The 18,390-nt window shown below is 45.6% G+C and carries 13 protein-coding genes; 6 read left to right on the forward strand and 7 right to left on the reverse strand.

Annotation, left to right across the window (positions count from 1 at the left end; genetic code table 11):
• Positions 1-54 precede the first annotated feature (54 nt).
• From L3V30_RS12185 to L3V30_RS12195, 3 genes are all read left to right on the forward strand, one after another.
• Entirely contained in the window at positions 55-1,770 is a 1,716-nt protein-coding gene (locus L3V30_RS12185; protein WP_237309010.1) for an efflux RND transporter periplasmic adaptor subunit, read from the forward strand.
• A gap of 2 nt (positions 1,771-1,772) precedes the next feature.
• Entirely contained in the window at positions 1,773-4,913 is a 3,141-nt protein-coding gene (locus tag L3V30_RS12190; protein WP_237309011.1) for an efflux RND transporter permease subunit, read from the forward strand.
• A 63-nt stretch (positions 4,914-4,976) separates the two neighbouring features.
• Positions 4,977-5,558: a cupredoxin family protein gene (locus tag L3V30_RS12195; protein WP_237309012.1), complete on the forward strand. Its 582-nt coding sequence runs from the start codon at positions 4,977-4,979 to the stop codon at positions 5,556-5,558.
• 96 nt (positions 5,559-5,654) lie between these two features.
• Here the strand turns inward: L3V30_RS12195 and L3V30_RS12200 are convergent, their stop codons facing one another.
• Positions 5,655-7,004 (reverse strand): ferric reductase-like transmembrane domain-containing protein, encoded by a 1,350-nt coding sequence (locus L3V30_RS12200; RefSeq protein ID WP_237309013.1) that lies wholly within the window; start codon positions 7,002-7,004, stop codon positions 5,655-5,657.
• A 239-nt stretch (positions 7,005-7,243) separates the two neighbouring features.
• Here L3V30_RS12200 and L3V30_RS12205 point away from each other — a divergent pair, with 239 nt between their 5' ends.
• Both L3V30_RS12205 and L3V30_RS12210 read left to right on the forward strand, forming a co-directional pair.
• Positions 7,244-8,095, forward strand: a complete 852-nt coding sequence (locus L3V30_RS12205) for a carbenicillin-hydrolyzing class A beta-lactamase CARB-57 (RefSeq protein WP_005391263.1) — start codon at positions 7,244-7,246, stop codon at positions 8,093-8,095.
• A gap of 339 nt (positions 8,096-8,434) precedes the next feature.
• Complete coding sequence (locus L3V30_RS12210; protein ID WP_226977544.1) at positions 8,435-9,436, forward strand: sensor domain-containing diguanylate cyclase; 1,002 nt, start codon at positions 8,435-8,437, stop codon at positions 9,434-9,436.
• Positions 9,437-9,554: 118 nt separating this feature from the next.
• Here L3V30_RS12210 and L3V30_RS12215 read toward each other — a convergent pair whose 3' ends face one another.
• The gene (locus L3V30_RS12215) at positions 9,555-9,707 is read right to left on the reverse strand and encodes a hypothetical protein (protein ID WP_005375418.1); all 153 of its coding nucleotides are present in this window, start codon (positions 9,705-9,707) and stop codon (positions 9,555-9,557) included.
• A 245-nt stretch (positions 9,708-9,952) separates the two neighbouring features.
• Here L3V30_RS12215 and speG point away from each other — a divergent pair, with 245 nt between their 5' ends.
• A complete protein-coding gene (gene speG, locus L3V30_RS12220) occupies positions 9,953-10,492 on the forward strand; it encodes a spermidine N1-acetyltransferase (RefSeq protein WP_041853120.1) in 540 nt (179 codons plus the stop codon).
• A gap of 48 nt (positions 10,493-10,540) precedes the next feature.
• Here the strand turns inward: speG and L3V30_RS12225 are convergent, their stop codons facing one another.
• From L3V30_RS12225 to L3V30_RS12245, 5 genes are all read right to left on the reverse strand, one after another.
• On the reverse strand, positions 10,541-11,338 hold the full coding sequence (locus L3V30_RS12225) for a hypothetical protein (RefSeq protein ID WP_237309014.1): 798 nt from the start codon (positions 11,336-11,338) through the stop codon (positions 10,541-10,543).
• A 175-nt stretch (positions 11,339-11,513) separates the two neighbouring features.
• The gene (locus tag L3V30_RS12230; protein WP_237309015.1) at positions 11,514-12,614 is read right to left on the reverse strand and encodes an outer membrane protein transport protein; all 1,101 of its coding nucleotides are present in this window, start codon (positions 12,612-12,614) and stop codon (positions 11,514-11,516) included.
• Between the two features lie 120 nt (positions 12,615-12,734).
• A complete protein-coding gene (vmeQ, locus tag L3V30_RS12235) occupies positions 12,735-15,875 on the reverse strand; it encodes an efflux RND transporter permease subunit VmeQ (RefSeq protein WP_237309016.1) in 3,141 nt (1,046 codons plus the stop codon).
• A gap of 10 nt (positions 15,876-15,885) precedes the next feature.
• Positions 15,886-17,028, reverse strand: a complete 1,143-nt coding sequence (vmeP, locus tag L3V30_RS12240; protein WP_046873740.1) for an efflux RND transporter periplasmic adaptor subunit VmeP — start codon at positions 17,026-17,028, stop codon at positions 15,886-15,888.
• 90 nt (positions 17,029-17,118) lie between these two features.
• Entirely contained in the window at positions 17,119-17,910 is a 792-nt protein-coding gene (locus L3V30_RS12245; RefSeq protein ID WP_237309017.1) for a hypothetical protein, read from the reverse strand.
• Positions 17,911-18,390 lie beyond the last annotated feature (480 nt).

An 18,390-nucleotide genomic window follows, 5' to 3' on the forward strand; every position in this document is an offset into this window, starting at 1 on the left:
CAATAAACAATCAACATCGCTGTCATGCCTCATGGGGAAAATAAGGAATTAGGAATGAGTTCAAATTCAATCAAGATAGCAACCATCGCTCTGCTTGTTGGCGGGGCACTAGGGTTTGGCGTTAATCAGTACCTATCTGGTGCAAACCACGACATGAGTGGCTCAGGCGCTAACGCTGCAAGCAGCTCAAACGAGCCACTCTATTGGGTTGCTCCAATGGATCCAAATTATAAGCGCGACAAACCGGGCAAATCGCCAATGGGCATGGACTTGATCCCAGTGTACGCTGAAGATCTCGCGGGTGAACAAGACAAACCCGGCACGGTAAAAATTGACCCATCAGTTGAAAACAACTTAGGTGTAAAAACTGCTCAAGTCTCTTTAGAGCAACTTTCACCTCGGATTGAAACTGTCGGCTATATCGCGTTTGACGAAAGTCATTTGTGGCAAACCAACGTTCGCGTGGCCGGCTGGGTTGAAAAGCTTTACATTAATGCCGTGGGTGAAAAGGTCAAAAAAGGCGATGTGCTGTTCACGCTGTACTCGCCTGAGCTAGTCAAAGCACAAGAAGAGCTGCTGAACGCCTACCGAACTGGGCGTAATGGCCTGGTGAAAGGCGCGACAGAACGTTTAGTGACACTGGGTGTTGATCGTTCTCAAATCAAAGCCATCACTCAACGCGGGAAAGCATCGCAAACTATTGAAATTAAAGCTCCGGAAGATGGCGTCATCGCGAGTTTGAACGTTCGTGAAGGTGGTTACCTATCCCCTGCTCAAGCGGTAATCAGCGCGGGCCCACTTGAAAACGTATGGGTGGATGCCGAAGTATTTGAGCGCCAAGCTCACTGGATGAAAGCAGGAAGTAGCGCCACTATGACGCTTGATGCTATTCCAGGCAATGAATGGAAAGGGGTTGTCGACTACGTATACCCTATTCTGGATCCTAAAACTCGTACCTTGCGTGTACGCCTCAAGTTCCCTAACCCGAATGGCGATCTTAAACCTAATATGTTTGCCAACATTGCCCTTCAACCAGTCACTGATAACGCAGTTATGACGATTCCTAAGTCTTCCGTTATTCGATCCGGCGGTATGACCCGAGTCGTGTTGTCTGAAGGCGATGGTAAATACCGCTCAACGCGCATCAAAGTTGGGCGTGAAGCCGACGACAAAATCGAGGTGCTACAAGGTCTGTCTCAAGATGATCGCATCGTAACCTCTGCACACTTTATGTTGGATTCGGAATCGAGCCAAACGGCTGATCTATCTCGTATTTCATCACCTACTGAAGCCAAAGTAGAAACAGTTTGGGCTAAGGGTGAAATCACCGATGTGATGAAAGATCACCGTATGTTGACCATTAATCATCAGCCCGTAGCAGAGTGGGATTGGCCGGGTATGGTCATGAACTTTACCCTCGCAGATGACGTTGATGTGGGCACTCTGCAAAAAGGCCAAGCTATCGAGTTTGAAATTCAGAAAACAGAGTCCGGTCAATATGAAGTCGTTGACTACAAAACCGATGACAGCGTTGTCGTGACTGACGTATGGATTACCGGAGATATCAGCATGTTGATGGCGGATTTTGGGATGATAACTCTCAACCACCTCCCAGTTGCAGAATGGAACTGGGAGGCAGGAGAGATGAACTTCTCTGTGGGTGATGAAGTGGATCTATCCGGATTCAAAGAAGGTCAGAAAGTACGGTTTTTAGTTGAAAAACAAGGAGCTGACTACGTCTTGAAGCAACTTGAAGCGGTTGAGGGCTAACTATGATTGGAGCAATAATCCGCTGGTCGATCAAAAACCGTTTCATGGTTTTGATCGCTACATTAGCGCTTGTTTTAACCGGACTTTACAGTGTAAAGAATACACCTGTAGACGCCATTCCGGATCTTTCTGATGTTCAGGTGATCATCAAAACAAGCTACCCAGGCCAAGCACCTCAAGTGGTGGAAGATCAAGTTACTTACCCGCTGACCACCGCCATGCTCGCCGTACCAGGAGCGGAAACCGTTCGTGGTTATTCATTCTTTGGTGACTCATATGTTTATATCATTTTTAACGATGATACCGACATGTATTGGGCACGTTCGCGCGTTTTAGAGTACCTAAGCCAAGTAGCACCTAAATTACCACTGAGTGCAAAACCGACATTAGGACCAGATGCAACGGGTGTGGGCTGGGTCTACAGCTATGTACTGCAAGATAAAACTGGCAACCATGATCTTGCTGATCTACGCAGTATGCAAGACTGGTTCTTGAAATATGAGCTGCAAACCGTCGATGGCGTCTCTGAAGTCGCAACCGTTGGCGGTATGGTGAAGCAATATCAAGTTCAGATTGACCCAGCTAAGCTACGTGCTTACAACCTGACACTGCAACAAGTGAACATGGCGATCCAAAACGGCAATCAGGAAACGGGCGCCTCTGTTGTTGAAGTAGCAGAAGCGGAACACATGGTTCGCACTACAGGTTACCTAACGAGTATTGAGGATATTGAATCACTTCCGCTCAAAGTGACAGAGAAAGGTACACCGCTCTTACTGGGCGACATTGCCGACATCAACTTAGGTCCGCAAATGCGTCGCGGCATCTCTGAGCTTAACGGCGAAGGTGAAGCGGTGGGTGGCGTGATCGTGATGCGCTATGGCGAAAACGCGAGTGAAGTCATCAGCAAAGTTAAAGACAAACTGGAAGATTTACAGCGCAGCTTACCGGATGGTGTAGAAATCGTGGCTACTTACGATCGCTCCACGCTGATTAACGCTGCCGTAGAAAACTTGTGGAAGAAATTGGCGGAAGAATTCATCGTCGTGGCGATTGTTTGTGCCCTCTTCCTATTTCACATCCGTTCGTCTTTGGTTATCGCGCTGAGCTTGCCCGTCGGTATTTTATCCGCGTTTATCGTCATGCATTCTCAAGGCATTAACGCCAACATCATGTCGCTCGGGGGGATTGCCATCGCCATCGGTGCTATGGTGGATGGTGCCATCGTAATGATAGAAAACGTCCACAAGCATATTGAACGAACGCCTCTCACGGATAAGAACCGCTGGCAAGTGATTGGCAAAGCCGCTGAAGAAGTGGGCGCGCCCCTGTTCTTCTCGCTGCTTATCATCACGTTAAGCTTTGTGCCAGTGTTTGCACTGGAAGGTCAAGAAGGCAAGATGTTCTCCCCTCTCGCCTTTACTAAGACTTATGCCATGGCGGCAGCGGCAGGTTTGGCAATTACCCTCGTACCTGTGCTCATGGGCTATTTCATCCGTGGCAACGTATTACCAGAGCATAAGAATCCAGTAAATAGAGGCTTAATTGCGCTGTATCGCCCGTTGCTGAATACCAGCCTCAAGTACCCTAAGAGTATGATCGTTATCGCTTTAGGCCTAATGGCGTCAGCTTACTATCCAACCAGTCAACTGGGTAGCGAGTTCATCCCACCATTGGATGAAGGCGACTTGATGTACATGCCGACTACGTATCCGGGAATCTCGATTGGTAAAGCACGTGAACTAGTTCAGCAAACTAACAAGCTGATCAAAACCGTACCGGAAGTTAAAACGGTTTGGGGCAAGATTGGCCGTGCAGAAACGGCCACCGACCCTGCACCACTCACCATGATTGAAACGGTAATTCAGCTCAAACCTCATGACCAATGGCGTGAAGGTGTGACCACTGAGTCATTGCGTAAAGAGTTCGACAATCTCCTGCAGTTCCCGGGGCTAACCAACGCGTGGGTAATGCCGATCAAAACGCGTATTGACATGCTGGCGACCGGTATTAAAACGCCAATTGGGATCAAAATCGCAGGCCCAGACCTGAAAGAGATCGAAAAAATTGGTGCTCAGCTGGAACCTATTCTTAATAGCGTTCACGGTACCTCATCTGTATATGCGGAGCGTGTCGCGGGTGGCCGTTACGTAACGATTGATATCAAACGCCGCGCAGCTGCGAGATATGGATTGAGCATCAAAGACGTTCAGCAAGTCATCTCAACCGCTGTCGGTGGTATGAATGTTGGAGAAACCATTGAAGGGCTAGAGCGCTACCCGATTAACGTCCGCTATCCGCAAGATTACCGTGACTCTGTGGTTAAACTGCAAAACCTACCACTGGTAACCCCCAACGGCGCACGCATCGCACTCGCAGACGTGGCAGATATTCGTTATGAGGATGGCCCACCGATGATCAAAACCGAAAACGCGCGTCCAAACGGTTGGGTTTTCGTGGATATCGAAGGTCGTGACCTAGGCTCATACGTAGTGGAAGCACAACAAGTAGTAGCAGATCAACTTGAATTACCTGCGGGTTACTCGCTGGCTTGGTCAGGTCAGTACGAATACATGGAACGCGCCAAAGACCGCTTAAGTGTCGTAGTACCAATCACTATTGCGATCATCATGATGCTGCTTTACTTCAGCTTCCGCCGTGTGGGTGAGGTGCTGATCATCATGCTGACGCTGCCTTTAGCAATGGTTGGTGGCTTATGGCTGATGCATTATCTGAACTACAACTTCTCTATTGCCGTGGGGGTTGGGTTTATCGCCCTCGCCGGCGTTGCGGTGGAGATAGGCGTCATCATGCTGGTGTATCTCAACCAAGCGTGGCACCACCGAAAACTGGATGCAGAAGAGAAACAACGACCACTTCAAGCGCGGGATCTTACAGACGCAATTCGCGAAGGCGCTGGCTTGCGTGTGCGGCCTGTCATGATGACCGTATTAACGGTAATCATTGGTCTTATTCCAATCATGTACGGCGAGGGGACAGGCTCTGAAGTGATGCAACGCATCGCTGCACCGATGATTGGTGGCATGGCTTCTGCCCTGCTGTTAACGCTGCTTGTGTTACCTGCCATCTTCAAGCTGTGGAAACAGCGTGAAGTGAAATCAACTCAACACCAAGATAAATAACAACGAGCGCCATTATTCAGAGAGTAATGGCGCAATAGCTAATTGATAGTAAAGGAAATCAACATGAAAAAGACTCTTATCACTCTTGCTCTAACCATGGTATCGGGTGGCGTATTTGCTCAAATGGATAACTCAAACATGAACCACGAAAATATGGAGCATGGTCAAATGGATCACGATTCCATGAACATGGATAAAATGCCGATGGATCATGGAAAAATGGACCACGGTAAAATGGATCATTCTGGTATGAGCGGCATGCCGGGCATGTCAGCGGTTGGTATGCCTGCAAATGGCGCAAAACCAGACAAAGTCGTTCATGTACTCTTAACGGATGATATGAAAATTACATTCAAAAAAGACGTGACAATAGAACCGGATGATGTGGTTCAATTTGTGGTAATGAATACAGGCAAAATCAATCACGAATTTACCATTGGTTCAGCAGAAGAACAGCTTAAACACCGTGAAATGATGAAAACCATGTCTGGCGATCACATGCATGACTCCGGCAATGCTGTCACAGTTGAACCAGGCAAAGCGAAACAACTCCTGTGGCACTTCCATGGCGATAAAAATGTAGAGTTCGCGTGTAATATCCCCGGTCATGCAGAAGCCGGCATGGTCAAAAAAGTGGAACTGTAGTGAGACCGGATTAACGCATTCATACGGTTCATAGACGTTAAATGTAAATACAAAAGGAGCTGATTCAGCTCCTTTTTATTCACCCCAAATACTAGATTATCGCATCAAAAACAGCTCTTCATGATAGTGGTGTTCTGTATCAAAACGATATGCCTCTAACTCTTTTTTCAGGGTTCGAGAGAATACCTCCGGCCCACAGAAATAAAGCTCATAACGCGATAAATCGCCGCATTCCTTCGCAATTTGTTCAACATTAAGTCGAGGTGAAATCGCAGTATCTATCACGTTCAGTTTCACTTGTGCCTGACGCGCGGCATTCCACAGTTCATCCACTAAATGACTATCTAAGCCACGTGTGCAATAAAACAAATGCACTGGCGGATGTCTTTTTAACGCTTTCAATGAAGATAAGATAGCAAAGAACGACGCTATCCCGACACCACCAGCAATCCAAACTTGCGGCTTGTTGACATCAAACTCTAAACGTCCATACGGCCCTTCAACAACAACCTCATTACCCGCTTTCACGCGCTGGTACAAATTGGTAGTGAAATCGCCTAGCTCTTTGATCAAAAAGCGAATCTCTGGATCGTGCTCACCTGAAACAATCGTAAACGGATGCGGATCTTCATTACCAAAGCGAACATAAGCAAACTGTCCGGCTTTGTGCTCTTGCCAAGGCTTCCCTTGGTCGTTGATGCCTGGCGCCAAAACCAGCTCCATCACGCGCGCTTGAGGGAAGTAGCGAGTCGACACCACTTTGGCGGGATAGCGATTCGCTCGTCCGACAAAGCCAAACAAGCTATAAACGGCAGCCGCAGAGCCCATCAATGCAAAACCAAAAGCGATAAAATGAATGGGATCGCCCCAGTACGCGTGCTTGATCAGCAAAACGGAGTGAACAGCAACCATCAAATACACCACAGCCATTAAACGATGGGATAACTTAAACGGTTTGTATTTAACAACAGTCCAGAGTGACACTGCCAGCAATACCAATAGCAAATAAAAGCCCCACTCACCTAAATCCAAGCCTATATCACGCAGTTCTTTAACCCATAACTCAAAACCAACGAAGTTATTGCCTGATGGCCCTGCTCCAGTGTGTTTTACTGGTTTTTCCAACCAACCAGCAGCAACGAGCCACTTCGGCACTTTATACATAAGCCAATGGATCACACCCAAACTGACGCCTGCTATACCTAACCACTTGTGTACTCGATATGCCTTGTCCATGCCATGAACCCATTGCTCTATCACAGGTAAGCGCAGCGCCAGCACCATCGCAATAGACATCAAAGCTAACGACAAAACACCAGAATATTGAATAAGCGCGGAGCGCCATTGGAAGAATTGGGTCGAGGAAAGCAGTTGCGGTTCACTCATCCACCACAACACAGACACGGCGGCAATTATCATCCATACAAAATTTCGTACAGTTTTCATGAACATCACTCTCAAATTGACGACAACTCTAGTTTAGTTTTTCTAGCGTAATGCAACGTCAATATTCGTAAAGTTGAGTAAACCCACAATAGACCTAAGGTCAATAACAAACTTGGAGGTATTGCGCAGAATCCTACAAAAAATCGACATGGATTTAACAGTGGTTAGAGTATTCGCTCGTTATAGTTTGCGTAACATCGCCACAGTGCGAACCAAAACCAAAATGAAGAACACGACGCATGAAAAAGTTATTTTTGTTGGCTGGGCTAATGGTTTGCTCAACCCTAAGTTACGCTTCCCAACTGAATGAAGACATTTCTCTCATCGAACAACAAACCTCAAGCAGAATTGGAGTCTCGGTTTGGGATACGCAAACCGATGAGCGCTGGGATTACCGTGGCGATGAACGCTTCCCACTCATGAGCACATTCAAAACCTTGGCTTGCGCCACAATGCTAAGCGATATGGACAGCGGTAAGCTAAGTAAAAATGCGACCGCGAAAGTCGATGAGCGCAGCATCGTTGTGTGGTCTCCAGTGATGGACAAACTCGCAGGCCAAAACACACGCGTAGAACACGCTTGTGAAGCCGCGATGTTGATGAGTGATAATACTGCTGCCAACTTAGTATTGAATGAAATCGGCGGTCCTAAGGCCGTGACAATGTTTCTGCGAACTATTGGTGATAAAGCGACGCGCCTAGATAGATTAGAACCACGTTTGAACGAAGCGACACCGGGAGACAACCGCGACACAACCACACCTAACGCCATGGTAAACACTCTGCGAACCTTGATTGAAGGAGAAACGTTGTCTTACGAGTCTCGCGTGCAATTAAAAATCTGGATGCAGGACAACAAGGTTTCAGACTCGTTAATGCGTTCAGTATTACCAACAGGTTGGTCTATCGCCGACCGCTCTGGTGCGGGTGGTCACGGTTCGCGCGGTATTAACGCAATCATATGGAAGGAAAACCATCGTCCTGTTTACATTAGTATCTATGTCACAGAAACCGAGCTATCACTTCAAGCCAGAGACCAGCTCATCGCGCAAATCAGTCAGTTGATTTTACAGAAATACAAAGATAATTAATTCACTGCTTACGTATTTACTTTCCTAAGTTCACCCTCTTTGCCCTTCTCTTCCCTGAAGGGCTTCTTATTCTTTGGTTCTACCTCAAAAACACCCCTTATTGAGTAATGACTTACTTATAAATAGGTATAACATTTATTCATTTAGGCGTGAGTTAACGCCCACATTAAGCAATTGAACACACATAGATGGCGATAAATAAACCATAATCTTACGTAGAAACGCATTTTTCTTGAAAATAGCTTCGTGTAACTTATTGTTGGTATTTGCAACATCGCAAGGAGATGTCTATTGAGACTTGAAAGAACTTTTAACCCTGATGACTTATCGATGCAGAACATGGAAAGTCCGATCTGTATGCCGATAGGGTTTGTTCACTTTTTAGCTCAATCGGAAACATTGCAGCAGGTGCTCGATACTGTCGCAGAATGGATAAATCGTATATTCAATTCTGACCGCGCGAGTATCACGCTTTATGAAAATGATGATCATCTAAAGGTCTACTCTTTCTCTGGTAATAAAGCGATTCCGGCTGAATTCTTGGTACCTATTCACCGAGCTTTTGTTGGCCGAGTGTTCAAAAAACAACAACTGATGATCTGTGACGATGTCACTCAATCTGATGAGGTCGATTGTGTGATGCTGGCATCCAATGGCATGGGGACGTGTATGGATGCGCCTTTAATGCACGGTAAAGTCTGTTTGGGCACGCTTAATGTTGCACATCACCAAACGCACACTTATACAAACGAACAAGCGGCACAGCTTCAGTGCATTGCTAACTGGATTGCTTTAAACATTGCTCTTCATATACAAATTATGAAAATGGAGCATCTTGCCACAACGGATGATCTGACTGGCATTCCAAACCGCAGAGAATTCATGCGACAAATCGAAAGCCGCCTGACTGAATACCGTACCCAAGGCATTGACTTCCATGTTGCTATTCTAGATTTAGACAACTTTAAGAGCCTTAATGATCGGTTTGGTCATGATGCTGGCGATAAATCGCTGATCCATGCAGTCAACACCATTCAAAGTCATCTACTTGACTGTGACTTACTTGCCAGAGTTGGCGGTGAAGAGTTTGCCATCGTACTAAGAAGCCGGTCATCGCAAGAAGCCCTAAACACATTAGAAACGATTCGCAATGCGCTAGAAACTACGACGATTCAACACTCAGGTCGTGATATGAGCTTTACCGCTAGTATTGGTGTAACTCAAGTCTGTAGCTTGGATGACTCGTTTGAACCACTCGTAAAACGCGCCGACTTAGCCCTTTACAAAGCCAAAGAAACCGGTAGAAACCGTGTTGAGGTTCATAAAACAGAAGAAAACTAGAAAAGAGAGTGATAAAAAAGGTAGCGACTTGTTGCGCTACCTTTTATAAATTCTAACCCGCCTAAAATAAGTAATACGAACTTTAAGCCAGTTTAGAAATAAGAGTGAGCAAATTTAATTATGCTTTCTTAAGATCTTTAGCTGGGTAAGTTAGCGTTTTCTCGCCTGCTTTTACGTGTGTGTAAAAACCGCCACTGCTTAAACCTGTAACAACCATTTCGCCAAGATCGATACCTTTAGTCGCTACTACTACGTCACCGATTGAAAACATATTGAATACCTTGTTTATTTAGATTAAGACACTAAGTCGTTGCGCGGTATTTAATATGATATTAGGCAAACCACCTAATCGAATTTTTTATCGTAAAGATTAATTTTTATTTGGCGTGAACTCTAAGTTTCCATATTGAAAAAACCACAATATTTCCCAAAAACAGATGCGCTATTCTTGTTAAATACGTTAAGATTTTCTAGCATCAATTGCGGAGGTTTACTCCGCCTCATTGGAGATAAATGATGAAGAAAGGCCTAAAAATGCGTGCACTAGAACGCTCTGATTTGCGCTTTATTCACGAACTAAATAACAACCGAAATATCATGGCCTACTGGTTCGAAGAGCCTTATGAATCTTATGATGAGCTCGAAGAACTGTACCGAAAACATATACATGATGACGCAGAAAGACGCTTTGTGGTTGAAGATGAAGACGGCATAGTGATTGGATTGGTCGAACTTATTGAGATCAACTACATTCACCGAAGCGCTGAGTTTCAGATAATCATCGCCCCAGAACATCAAGGACGAGGTTATGCGACAGAGATGATTAATCGTGCATTGGATTACTCCTTCTCGATTCTTAATCTACGTAAAATATACTTATTGGTCGCAGTGGATAATGAAGTCGCTATTCATTTATATAAGAAATGTGGTTTTATTGAAGAAGGCCATTTAGTAGAAGAATACTTTATTAACGGAGCCTATAGCGATGTTAAGCGCATGTATATATTAAAACACCAATATCAGAAAAAGATCGAAGAAAAGAACGCGATTCACTAATTTATTCCATCAAAGTAAAAACGCAGCCATCGTTGCTGCGTTTTCAATTTACTCAAATTGATATTGGTAAGATAATGCGACGCGCCTATCTGCCTCATCTAAATAGGTGTTGTTGTCCATGACAAACGTCATTACGTTAAACGAGTGACGTTTATTCACGAGATAACCAAGGCCGATACCACCAAAGAACCCATTGTAGTTCTCTCCTTCACTGTTTTCTGAGCCGTAAGTGCCTGCTGCGAAGCTGATTAACGTCAGCTCTTTGGTAAACGATTTCAGCGCAAATGCACCAACGTAACCGCTGCTGCCTGAAGAGCTCATCATATTGAAGCCATTCTCTGCACTTGGAGTGCCCGTAAAGTTAGGCTCGCTACAGTTGCTGCCTGCTGCACCGTCACATACGGGAACATCACCAGTGTTGTACGTATAGCCTGCCATTGGGAAAATTTGGAAGCCTGCTGGCTCAATCCCGAAATAACTTAGCGGCATAAAGGTACCAACGCTGTAGTTGGTTTGATCCGCGCCGTTTACGTATTCATTTTTACCGAAGTTGAAGTTCACGATACCGACCGGAAACAACCACGAGCCACCAATACGCCACTCGCTCGCATCATCATTGATACGCAGGTTAATTTTGCGCGCTTGGTCAAGCGCAAGTGAGCCCGAGAATGAGATGTTTTGATCATCAAAATCGTAGTTGTTTGCGTACGACGCGCCAAATTTCGTAATGACTTTTGTTGGGTCATCCGCCAACTTGTTTTTATTGTCTTTTACTCGGTGCTCGGCACCATGAGCCAGCGTACTGACCAACAAAGTCGTACACACTAACGCTAGTTTATTTTTCATTTTTAGTCCTTTGAGATGTTGAATACCCGCACTTAGCCGCGCAGATACTTTTTAAATCATCACTCACTGGGTGTGACAGAAGCGCCCTAACTACCTTAGATAGCGTGACAGCATCCAGTGCAGGTAGTTAGGGTAGAATGGCCTGTAAGGAAGGCGTTTTAGCGATTAGGAATGATTAGTTTTTCCAGTTGTAGCTCATGCTCATGAAGTACAGAGCAGGCTCATCAAAGCCAGCTTGTAAGCTTGGCGTTTCTGACGATTCCATCAAGATCGCTTCAAACGCGAAACCAATTGAGTTTTCTGAATCCAATGTGTAATCAATGCCTGTACCAATGCGGTACGCCTTGCCAGTAGGAACGGTAATATCACCGTTTGATTGGCTCTCATACATGCTGGTATCGAATGCAAAACCTGCATTCCACATCATTTTTTCATTCAGTTTGTACTGAGTACCCAATGCGATTTGGTAAGTGTCTTGTGTCTCTACGTTCAGCGTGGTTGTGTATTCGCTCCAGTCTTGCCAGTTCACGTTCCACATCACCGCTAGGTCATCATTCAATTCGTGGTAAGCACTGAAGATAAGTTGTTGTGGAGCAATGGAGTTGCTGTTGTCGAATTCAAATTCGGTTTCAGAAGAGTAAGACAGACCAAGACGCGTACCTGGTGTTGCCTCATAAAGCACACCTACTCGGCCATTAACCTGAGTATTTTGGTCTTCGTCTAAGTATTTTTTATGCACGCCAGAGCTAGCCAACGTCCCTTCTACTTCATACATACCGTACTGAATACCAAGCGCCGCACCCACAGACCAGTGATCATTGATGCGGTAAGAAGCGGAAGGTTGAATGGTCAAGGCTTGCGTCGTTGCTGTAGGAATATCTAAATGATTATCCAAAAGACCTTCGTACTCGAGGCCAAGACCGTAGTTGCCATATAAACCAATACCCAGCGTCCATTTGTCGTTCACTTGTTGGCTGTAAAATGCCGACGCCATAGGAACAAAACCAATCACGTTGCCAGCATCGCCAGTCATCGTGTCTAGTTGCGCGTCACCGTAAAGGCCAATCAGGTTACCAGAGAAAGATTTACCAGAAACATTCGCCAGACCAGCCGGGTTTGCAGCCATTACTGAGGCATCTTGCGCACGAGCCGCCATACCAGCGGATGCCAAACCAATATCCGATGCTGTTGTTTCGTAAAGGTATAACCCACCCGCTTGCGCAGCAGCACACGTCAGTAGAGAGCTCGCTACGACGATTTTTGAAAGATTTTTCATGCTAAAACCTATTATTGTTTGGGGAACCCACGCTGCGACGGTGGTTGTATATCAATGAAAGGCATTGGCCAATCGCACACAGCGTGGGGGTGTTGTGGAGTCAGTCAGTTGAAATCAGCGTTATTGCTCGCTCACCTCAAGTTCAGTGGGTTTCTTTCGCTTAAACTTCTCGCGCAGAGATTGCATCATCACGAAAAACACTGGCGTCAGCAACGTGCCTACAAACGTAGAAAGAATCATGCCGCCGAATACCGCAAAGCCCAGTGAGTGACGAGATGCCGCACCAGCACCCGATGCAATCACCAACGGGAATACCCCCCAGATGAAGGCGAATGCGGTCATCTGTACTGCACGGAAACGGATTCGAGCAGCTTCTTTGGCAGCATCAATGATGGATAAGCCCTTTTCTTCTCGCAGAACTTTGGCAAATTCCACGATAAGAATCGCCACTTTGGCGGACATACCGATCAAGATGACCACACCAATCTGCACGTACAAATCGAACGGTTGTCCCACCAGCAGTAGCGTGCCCATTGCGCCGAGAATCGCGACTGGAACCGCCATCATTACCGCAGCAGGAATGGTCCAACTTTCGTACTGAGCCACCAAGAACAAGTAGGTGAACAGCAAAGACAGTGCGAACGCGATTGGTGCCATGTTGCCTGCTTTCATCTCTTGGTAAGTCATGCCTGACCACTCGTACGAGTAACCACTTGGCAAAGATTCTGCAGCCAGTTTTTCAATGGCTTTTACAACATCACCCGAGCTGTAGCCTGGCGCTGGCGCACCGTTCACGGTTGCAGAACTGAACATGTTGTAGTTCGACAAAGTATCAGGGCCGAAGATCGGCTTCACTTTCACTAGCGTTGCCAGTGACACCATTTTTCCAGAGCTTGAGCGAACAAACAGATGGTTGATGTCGTCGATGTTGTCACGGTATTGCTCTTCTGCTTGCACTTTCACTTGGTACGAACGACCAAACAAGTTGAAGTCAGAAATGTAGGCACCGCCCAACTGTGCTTGCAGTGTGCTGAAGATTTCATTCAACGGTACGCCCATCGAAATCGCTTTATCGCGATCAATATCGATGTAACGTTGCGGAATGTTCGCACGGAAAATCGAGAACGCACGTGCCACTTCAGGCAGTTGGTTGATTTGGGCAACAAAATCAGCGGTTGTTTTTGCCAACTCTTGTGGAGAGCGGCCCAAGTTGTCCTGCAGCACAAGGTTAAAACCATCTACCGCACCCATGCCTTTGATTGCCGGCGTCGCGAAAACGAACGAAGCGGCATCTGGCGTTGAGTTCAGCATTTGGTTAACTTTATTCATCAATGCGCGTTGGTGTAACTCAGGGTCTTTACGTTTGCTCCAGTTATCCAGTTTGATGATCAACATGCCCGAGTTTGGAATCGACGCCATGTTAATTACCGAGAAGCCCGCAACCGAAACCACGTTCTCCACACCTTCCATCTGTTTTAGTTCATCAACGTACTTCTTCATTAATGGTGCAGTACGCTGCAATGCTGCTGCGTCTGGCAAACGCATTTCGACCATGAACACGCCTTTATCTTCGTTCGGTACGAAAGAAGAAGGTACGGTCATGAACGCAAACGCCAGCACCGCAATAAGCGCGCCATACACACCGATACTCAGTACAATGCGGCGGCTCAAGAAGCCAACTAAACCTTGGTATTTGCGCGTTATTGCTTCAAAACCGCGGTTAAACGCACGCAAAGGCGCAATAGGTTGCGAGTGAGTAGATTTCAACATCAACGCACAAAGCGCTGGCGTTAACGTTAATGCGTTGATCGCAGAGATCAGCACCGACACACAGATGGTGACCGCGAACTGGTTGAACATTCGACCAGAAATACCCGGCAATAGCGCAACCGGTACGAATACCGCCAACAAAATAAGCGTTGTTGCCAATACTGGCCCCGTCACTTCTTTCATAGCTTGGATCGTGGCCGGAATCGGGTCTAAATGCTCTTCATGGATAACCCGCTCCACGTTCTCTACCACGATGATCGCATCGTCCACCACGATACCGATGGCGAGGATCAAGCCAAACAACGAGATGGTGTTAATGGTCATGCCCATCACGCCCATGATTGCGAACGTCGCAATAATGGAAACCGGAATCGCTAAGGTTGGTATGATGGTCGCTCGCCAGTTCTGCAAGAAAACGTACACAACGAAGGTGACAAGAAGTACCGCAATCACTAGCGTCTCGTACACTTCATCAATCGATGTCTCTACGTATTCGGTAGAGTCATACGCGATGTCGTAGACCAAATCATCTGGGAACGATTTCTCGTACTCTTTCATGGCCTCTTTCACGCGTTCCATCACGTCTAGCGCGTTCGCTGTCGGCAACTGATACAAGGCCAGAACGGCGGCTGGTTCGTTATTCATACGACCATCAGCTTCGTAGCCTTGTGCGCCAACTTCGACACGAGCCACATCTTTCAAGCGAATCAAAGAACCTTTCTTGCTCGCGCGGATGATGATGTTCTCGAACTCTTCCGCAGAAGTAAGGCGACCTTTGGTTTGCAAAACATATTGATATTGCTGGTCACCCGGAGCTGGCATACCACCAACCTTACCCGCCGCCACTTGGATGTTTTGCGTTTTAATTGCGCCAATAACATCGCTAGCAGAAAGCTTCAAGGTAGCCAGTTTATTTGGGTTCAACCAAATGCGCATTGAATAGTCTTTCTTACCCAGCAGCGTAATGTCACTCATACCTTCGATACGTTTTAGCCGCTCAACAATATTGAGATCCGCATAGTTAGAGAGGTAGATACTGTCGTGAGACTGTTTCGGGGAACGCAGTGTGATAACGCCCAACATGTCGGAAGATTTCTTCTTAACCGTCACACCGATTTGGTTTACTTCTTGTGGGAGAGAAGACGTCGCTTGCGCCACCAAATTGTTCACACGAACCTGCGCCATATCGCCATCTGCGCCCACTCGAAAATAGATACGTAGTGTGTATGAACCATCGTTACCAATCACAGAAGACATGTAAATCATGTCTTCAACACCGTTGACTTTGGCTTCTATCGGCTGTGCAACCGTCTTTTTAACCACGTTCGCGTTTGCACCCGGATACATGGTGCTCACCGTAAGTACCGTCGGAGAGATTTGAGGATACTCAGAAATTGGCAAGACTTTCAGGGCGATCATACCCATCAATGTCATCGCCAGTGAGATCACCAAAGCAAACTTCGGCCGGTGAATGAAAAATTTACTTAACATCAGTTCTCACTCAGCCTTGTTCACTCTGTAGTTCAACGTCTTTCACCGTTGCACCCGGACGCACTTTTTGTAGACCATTGACGATGACTTTTTCGTTAGCCGCCAAGCCAGTCAGCACAGCACGTTTCACACCGTAGGTCTGACCGAGTTCAACGTTACGACGAGACACCACGTGATCATCACCAACCACCATGACGTAGTCACCCGCTTGGTCTTGCTGAACAGCCGCCGATGGGATAAGCAAACCATCAATAGTTTTGTTGCGCAGCTTGATGGTCAAGTTGCCATATTCACCCGGCATAAGCGCGTAAGTTGGGTTATCGAATTGTGCTTCTGCTCGAATTGAGCCTGTTTCTAAATCGATCTTGTTGCCAACGGCGTAGATCTTGCCATCAAGCGGGTACAATGAACCGTCTGAAAGCGTCAGTGTTAAATCAACATCCAGTTTGTCATCGTTACGATGAGCCACATCAATCGCACTTCTTACGCGGCGGTAGAGCTTCTCATCCACATCAAAGCCAAAGCGAATTGGATCGATTTGAGTGATCGAAACAAGAGGAACGAGTTGAATTTTCGAAATACGGTCACCCACTCGGAAGTTGCTGAAACCCACGCGGCCAGAGAAAGGAGCACGCACAGAGCTAAATTCAAGATCGAGCCTTGCTGAAACCAGCGTCGCTTTCGCCTCTTCTACCGAAGCAATCGCTGCGGCGTGCGCGGCAATGGCGTCATCGTATTGCTGCTCACTGATGCTTTTATCTTTGATGAGTTTCTTCACACGTTCTGCATCACGCGTAGTTTGAACGAGTTGTGCTTTTGCTTTTTGCAACGACGCTTTTGCATACGCCAGTGCCGCTTTATAAGGGCGGTCGTCGATTTCAAACAGCAATTGGCCTTTTTCGACCATATCGCCATCTTTAAAATGAATCGCGGTTAATTCGCCACCGACTCGAGGCATAATATCAACGTCATTTACCGCTTCAGTTCGACCGATAAAAGTATGATAAGGAGTGATTTTTGTTTCGGTTAGGGTAACGGTTTCAACAGAGGGTGCTTGGGCAGTTTTCGTTGCGATATCGCCAGTTTTGCATCCTGATAGTAATGCAGAAGATATAGCAATAGATATCAACGCAAATTTATATTTGGCTTTCATGATAAACCTACTTTATGTAGAAAGTGCCCTAGCCTAAATATTAAAATATATGGATAAACACACTTTCTATTCTGGAAATAAACGAGGAAGTTAGAATTGGTAGTTAAATTCGATACGGTGATCACCATCACCGAAATTAACGTGCTCATTCCAGTTTGCAAAGTAACGAATATTTGCGCGAGGATTAATTTGATAAGACAACGCAAACTCATGAGTTAAGATATTATCTTCACCCACGTAATAAGTATCTTTATATTGACTAGACCCTGACAATGTATGCATATACATTGGGTTGTAGTTAATCCAGATTTTATCGGTTAATTCAATTTTTGAGTACATACCGACAACGGTGAAAGTACCTGGAATTTCATAACCTTTGCCATCACCACTAAAATCATTAGCAATAGTGACACCTGCACCAGCCAAAGGAAATAACTGCAACATGCCAAACTTAGGTAGACCTTGAATAAAGCTATAAGATGCATCTAATTTATCGTTATCAACATCGTAGTTTACATCTAATTGACGGCCTAGACCTTTTGCGACTTCTACTTGGAAATTACGTAGTCGGAAAGAGTCAATGCTGTCATCAACATTGGCATACATTGGATCGTCATTGTCGCGAATACCAAATAGCTCACCACCAATGCCTTTCATTTCGATGATGTTCATCGCCATGGTGCCAGGCTGGCTAGATTGGTAAGTTTGACCGATTTTGATGTTCGCGCCTTTGTCAGTAATACCAAAGCCCGCTTGGGTGTAAACCGCAAGTGGGTCAGACATATCTTGTAGTTCTTCGTCATTATTTGTCTGAGCATAAGCAGAAGACGCGAGTTGAAGGGCTGCTGCCATGATAACAACAGACGGTTTCACTAAATTCATAAAACTGTATCCATTTTAATGATTATAAAATTATTCACGTCATGAGGTCATCATAAATAGCAAGCAACACAACTCGCTTTGGATAATATAAATTATCAAAGCAAATTTAATAATGACGAAACATTAGACGTTTTAATTAAAATAAAATAAAGCGTCGTAAAAGTTCAATCACTGCTACTTATATCTTATATAACTTGAAATTTGGTAAGCTTTACGAAGAAAGGAATATTAAAACTTATGAAGATTCAATTATCATTAGAACAAATGATTAATTAAATTTACCATATAAATAAGGAGTGCAATGGTGTTAGGTGATCGCGATCAAGTTTTATTTGTATCGTATATTACTCTTCAGGTAAAGAAGAGAGTTGTAATAAATTGCAAATACCTTAATTTAATTAGCCTTGCGGTAAATTTAGAATAGTTACTCCACAATAAAATAAAAGGAAATCACACTCTGTGATTCCCTTTTATTTTCGA

Origin of the sequence: Vibrio sp. A1-1, from assembly GCF_021728175.1 — a bacterium.
Taxonomy (GTDB): domain Bacteria; phylum Pseudomonadota; class Gammaproteobacteria; order Enterobacterales; family Vibrionaceae; genus Vibrio; species Vibrio diabolicus.

What these genes read in the sequence shown, in the direction of transcription:
- L3V30_RS12185 (WP_237309010.1), top strand. Translation starts at nt 55, where the DNA reads ATGAGTTCAAATTCAATCAAGATAGCAACCATCGCTCTGCTTGTTGGC.
- L3V30_RS12190 (WP_237309011.1), top strand. Translation starts at nt 1,773, where the DNA reads ATGATTGGAGCAATAATCCGCTGGTCGATCAAAAACCGTTTCATGGTT.
- L3V30_RS12195 (WP_237309012.1), top strand. Translation starts at nt 4,977, where the DNA reads ATGAAAAAGACTCTTATCACTCTTGCTCTAACCATGGTATCGGGTGGC.
- L3V30_RS12200 (WP_237309013.1), bottom strand. Translation starts at nt 7,004, where the DNA reads ATGAAAACTGTACGAAATTTTGTATGGATGATAATTGCCGCCGTGTCT.
- L3V30_RS12205 (WP_005391263.1), top strand. Translation starts at nt 7,244, where the DNA reads ATGAAAAAGTTATTTTTGTTGGCTGGGCTAATGGTTTGCTCAACCCTA.
- L3V30_RS12210 (WP_226977544.1), top strand. Translation starts at nt 8,435, where the DNA reads ATGGAAAGTCCGATCTGTATGCCGATAGGGTTTGTTCACTTTTTAGCT.
- L3V30_RS12215 (WP_005375418.1), bottom strand. Translation starts at nt 9,707, where the DNA reads ATGTTTTCAATCGGTGACGTAGTAGTAGCGACTAAAGGTATCGATCTT.
- speG (WP_041853120.1), top strand. Translation starts at nt 9,953, where the DNA reads ATGAAGAAAGGCCTAAAAATGCGTGCACTAGAACGCTCTGATTTGCGC.
- L3V30_RS12225 (WP_237309014.1), bottom strand. Translation starts at nt 11,338, where the DNA reads ATGAAAAATAAACTAGCGTTAGTGTGTACGACTTTGTTGGTCAGTACG.
- L3V30_RS12230 (WP_237309015.1), bottom strand. Translation starts at nt 12,614, where the DNA reads ATGAAAAATCTTTCAAAAATCGTCGTAGCGAGCTCTCTACTGACGTGT.
- vmeQ (WP_237309016.1), bottom strand. Translation starts at nt 15,875, where the DNA reads ATGTTAAGTAAATTTTTCATTCACCGGCCGAAGTTTGCTTTGGTGATC.
- vmeP (WP_046873740.1), bottom strand. Translation starts at nt 17,028, where the DNA reads ATGAAAGCCAAATATAAATTTGCGTTGATATCTATTGCTATATCTTCT.
- L3V30_RS12245 (WP_237309017.1), bottom strand. Translation starts at nt 17,910, where the DNA reads ATGAATTTAGTGAAACCGTCTGTTGTTATCATGGCAGCAGCCCTTCAA.